Genomic DNA, 4122 nt, shown 5'->3' with positions numbered 1-4122 from the left:
CCTCGCGGCACGCCGCCGCCGAGGCCGCCCCGGACGGCGCCGGGCCGGACGGCGCGGCCGGCCGCGAGGCCGCGGCCCTGTGGCGCATGCGCACGACCGTACGGGACGAGCCGGGCACCCTCGCCGCGCTGTGCGGAGCGCTCGCCGGGCGCCGGGTCGACATCCTGACCCTCCAGACGCACCCGCTGGCTGAGGGCACCGTGGACGAGTTCCTGCTGCGCGCCCCGGCCGGGCTGTCCGCCGAGGACCTGCGGTACGCCGTCGCGGACGGCGGCGGCACCCACACCTGGGTGGAGCGGGCCGACACCCACGACCTGGTGGACGCGCCGACCCGCGTGCTGACCCTGGCCACCCGCACCGCGCTGGACGCCGCCGAACTGCCGCTCGCGCTGCGGCAGCTGCTCGGCCGGTGCACCATCCACTCGCTCCCGGCCAAGTCCCTCGGCGGGCAGCCGCTGGCCCAGATACCGCCGGTGGAGGGCGCCCTGGAGGAGACGGTGATGCGCCTGCGCGACCCGTCGGGCGGGGCGATCACCATAGAGCGGCCCTACCTGCCGTTCACCCCGGCGGAGTTCGCCCGGGCCCGGGCCCTGGTCGAGCTGGACGCCCGGCTCGGCCCGCGCGTGCCGCACCGCCGCGACGTGCTGACGCTGCCGGAGGGCACGGAGATCACCGTGCGCCGCGCCGACACCGGCGACCTGGCCGCCGCCCGCGCCATGCACGAGCGCTGCTCGTCGGACACGCTCGCGCTGCGCTACCACGGGCCGGTCGCCGACGCCGACCGCTACCTCAACCACCTGCTGAGCCCGCGCTTCGGCCGCACCCTGGCGGCGTACACCACCAGCGGGCGGCTGGTCGCCCTGGGCCACCTGCTGTGGGACGGGGACGAGACCGAGGTGGCGCTGCTGGTGGAGGACGCGTGGCAGCGGCGCGGCGTCGGCGGCAGGCTGCTGCGGCGCCTGGTGGCGATGGCCCGCGAGGCGGGCTGCGACAGCGTCTACGCGGTCACCCAGGCGGCCAACACCGGGATGGTCGCGTCCATGCGCGCCCTGGACCTGCCGCTGGACTACCAGATCGAGGAGGGCACCCTGGTGATCACCGCCCGCCTCGCCCGCTCCCGGGCCGCGGCCCCGCTGTTCCCGGCCCCGTAGCCGCCGTTCCGTCCGCCGCGCGCCGCCGGCCCGGTCGCCCGCGTCCCGCCGTGCCCGTCCCCGTAGCGGGGCGCGGCGGGACGGGCGCCGGGCCGGGCCCGGCGGCGTTCTGCCGCCGGGTGCCCGCGGCGCTCCCGCCGCTGGTGCTGCAACCGCGGCGCCCGGCCCGCCGGAAGGCACCCCCGCGCGGCGTCGCCGGACCGTCCGGGCAGGTCCGCCACGAGGCCGGTCCGGCGGCCGTGCGACGCACCGCACCGCCACGCCGCGTGCCCCCGGCAGACCTTCCCGGCCACCGCGCCAGGCGGCCGTAGCGCGGCGCACGTCCTCGTACGAGGATGGCCGCATGTCCGACACACACCAGGCCCCGCTGCCCCGCCAGGTCGCCGACGCCCACGTCGACGCCCTCGTCGAACTCGACCCGGTCACCGGCACCTTCCTCGGCGACCCCGGCAGCTTCCGCAGGCTGCCGGACCTCTCCCCGGAGGGCCAGGAGGCGCTGGCCGGCCTCGCCCGCCGCACGCTGGAGCAGCTCGCCGCGGCCGAGGGGCGGCCCGGCGCGGACGGCGACGCCGAGCGGCGCTGCGCGCGCCTGCTGCGCGAGCGGCTGACCGCCCAGCTGGCCGTGCAGGAGGCGGACGAGCCGCTGCGCGCCGTCGGCAACCTCTCCTCCCCGGTGCACGAGGTGCGCGCCGCCTTCACCCTGACGCCCACCGCCACCCCGGACGACTGGGCGGCCCTGGCGGCCCGTCTGCGGGCCGTGCCGGACGCGCTGGCGGGCTACCGGGCCTCGCTCGCCGAGGGCCTGAAGCGGGACCTGCCGGCCGGGCCCCGCCAGGTGGCCACCGTCGTCGGGCAGCTGGACGAGTGGGTCGGCACCGACGGCGGCTGGTTCGCCGGCCTCGCCGCCCCCGGCCCCGAGGAACTGCGCGGCGAGCTGGACGCGGCGGCCGGCGCGGCGACCGGGGCGCTGGCGGCCCTGCGCGACTGGCTGCGCGACGAGTACGCGCCGCGGGTGGCGGGCGCGCCGGACATCGTCGGGCGCGAGCGCTACCTGCGCTGGGCGCGGCTGTGGAACGGCACCGACCTGGACGTGGCGGAGGCGTACGCGTACGGGTGGGCCGAATACCACCGCATCGCCGAGGAGATGCGGGCCCAGGCGGCGAAGATCCTGCCGGGCGCCACCCCGTGGGAGGCGCTGCGGCACCTCGACACGCACGGCGAGGCGATCGAGGGGGTGGAGGAGACCCGCGCGTGGTTGCAGCGACTCATGGACGACACCATCGAGACGCTGGACGGCACGCACTTCGAGCTGGCCGGGCCGGTCCGGCGCGTCGAGTCGATGATCGCGCCGCCCGGCGGGGCCGCCGCGCCGTACTACACGGGCCCCTCCGAGGACTTCTCGCGGCCCGGCCGCACCTGGCTGCCGACCATGGGCCGGACCCGCTTCCCCGTGTACGACCTGGTCTCCACCTGGTACCACGAGGGCGTGCCGGGCCACCACCTCCAGCTCGCCCAGTGGGCGTACGTCGCCGACCGGCTCTCCCGCTACCAGGCGACGGTCGGCATGGTCAGCGCCAACGCCGAGGGCTGGGCGCTGTACGCGGAGCGGCTGATGGACGAGCTGGGCTACCTCGGCGACCCGCAGCGGCGGCTGGGCTACCTGGACGGGCAGATGATGCGCGCGGTGCGCGTGATCATCGACATCGGCATGCACCTGGAGCTGGAGATCCCCGCGGACTCCCCCTTCCACCCGGGAGAGCGGTGGACGCCGCGGCTGGCGCGGGAGTTCTTCGCCGCGCACAGCGGGCGGCCGGCCGAGTTCGTCGAGAGCGAGCTGGTGCGCTACCTGGGCATGCCGGGCCAGGCCATCGGCTACAAGCTGGGCGAACGCGCGTGGCTGGCCGGGCGGGAGGCGGCCCGCGCGGCGCGCGGGGCCGGCTTCGACCCGAAGGCGTGGCACATGGCGGCGCTGTCGCTGGGATCGCTGGGGCTCGACGACCTGGAGGCCGAACTGTCCGCGCTCTGACGGCCGCCGCCCCGGGGAGCCGCCGTGCGCCGCCGCTTCCCGGGGCCGCGCCGGTGCCTCCCGGGGCCGCGGCAACGCTTTCCGGGGCCGTTCCGCCGCTTTCTGGGGCCGCGTCGGCGCGCCGGGGGCCGTGCGGGCCGCGGCGGGCGGTCACCGCGCCGCGGCCGNTCCGCCGCTTTCTGGGGCCGCGTCGGCGCGCCGGGGGCCGTGCGGGCCGCGGCGGGCGGTCACCGCGCCGCGGCCGCCCGCGCCGCCGCGGGCCGGCGGCGCACGGCCGAGCCGGTGGGCCGCTTGGCCACCTCCAACTGGACCGGGATGCGCCGCCGCAGGTCCGGTACGTGGCTGACGATCCCGACCGCGCGGTCGCGTTCGCGCAGCGAGTCCAGGACGTCCAGCACCTCGTCCAGGGTCTGCTCGTCCAGGCTGCCGAACCCCTCGTCGACGAAGAGCGTGTCGAGCCGGGTGCCGCCCGCCTCCTCGGTGACCACGTCGGCCAGGCCCAGCGCCAGCGACAGCGACACGAAGAACGTCTCGCCGCCCGAGAGGGTGGCCGTGTCGCGCTCGGCGCCGGTCCAGGAGTCGATCACGCGCAGGCCCAGGCCGGAGCGGCCGCGGCCGCCGGTGCGCGCGTCGGAGTGCACCAGCGTGTAGCGGCCGGCGGACAGCCGCCGCAGCCGGACGCTCGCGGCCGCGGCGACCTGCTCCAGCCGGGCGGCCAGCACGTACGACTCCAGGCGCATCCGGCGCTCGTTGTCGGCGGAGGTGCCCGCGGCCAGCGAGGCCAGGCGGGCGACGCGGTCGTGGTCGCGGCGCAGCGGCGCCAGGGCGCGCGCGTCCTCGGCCGCCCGCGCGGAGAGCCGGTCCAGCTCCTGGCAGCGGGTGCGGGCGGCGGCCTCCCGCGCGGACGCCTCGCGCAGCGCGCGGGTGGCGGCGTCGGCGGCGGCC

At 78.5% G+C, this 4122-nt stretch carries 3 protein-coding genes; 2 read left to right on the top strand and 1 reads right to left on the bottom strand.

Translation table 11 applies throughout. The features are described 5' to 3' along the window. Both RKE29_RS28390 and RKE29_RS28385 read left to right on the top strand, forming a co-directional pair. Positions 1-1151, top strand: a 1151-nt coding sequence (locus RKE29_RS28390; protein WP_312008558.1) for a GNAT family N-acetyltransferase, incomplete at its 5' end; no start/stop codon positions are given. 343 nt (positions 1152-1494) lie between these two features. Further along, a complete protein-coding gene (locus RKE29_RS28385) occupies positions 1495-3177 on the top strand; it encodes a DUF885 domain-containing protein (RefSeq protein ID WP_312008557.1) in 1683 nt (560 codons plus the stop codon). A 227-nt stretch (positions 3178-3404) separates the two neighbouring features. Here RKE29_RS28385 and RKE29_RS28380 read toward each other — a convergent pair. Further along, on the bottom strand, positions 3405-4122 hold a 718-nt coding region (locus RKE29_RS28380), incomplete at its 5' end, for an SbcC/MukB-like Walker B domain-containing protein (protein WP_312008556.1).

This window comes from Streptomyces sp. B1866 (assembly GCF_031932565.1).
Classification (GTDB): domain Bacteria; phylum Actinomycetota; class Actinomycetes; order Streptomycetales; family Streptomycetaceae; genus Streptomyces.
Note: the sequence above shows the minus strand (reverse complement) of the source record. Positions and strands in the feature narration are given on the sequence as shown.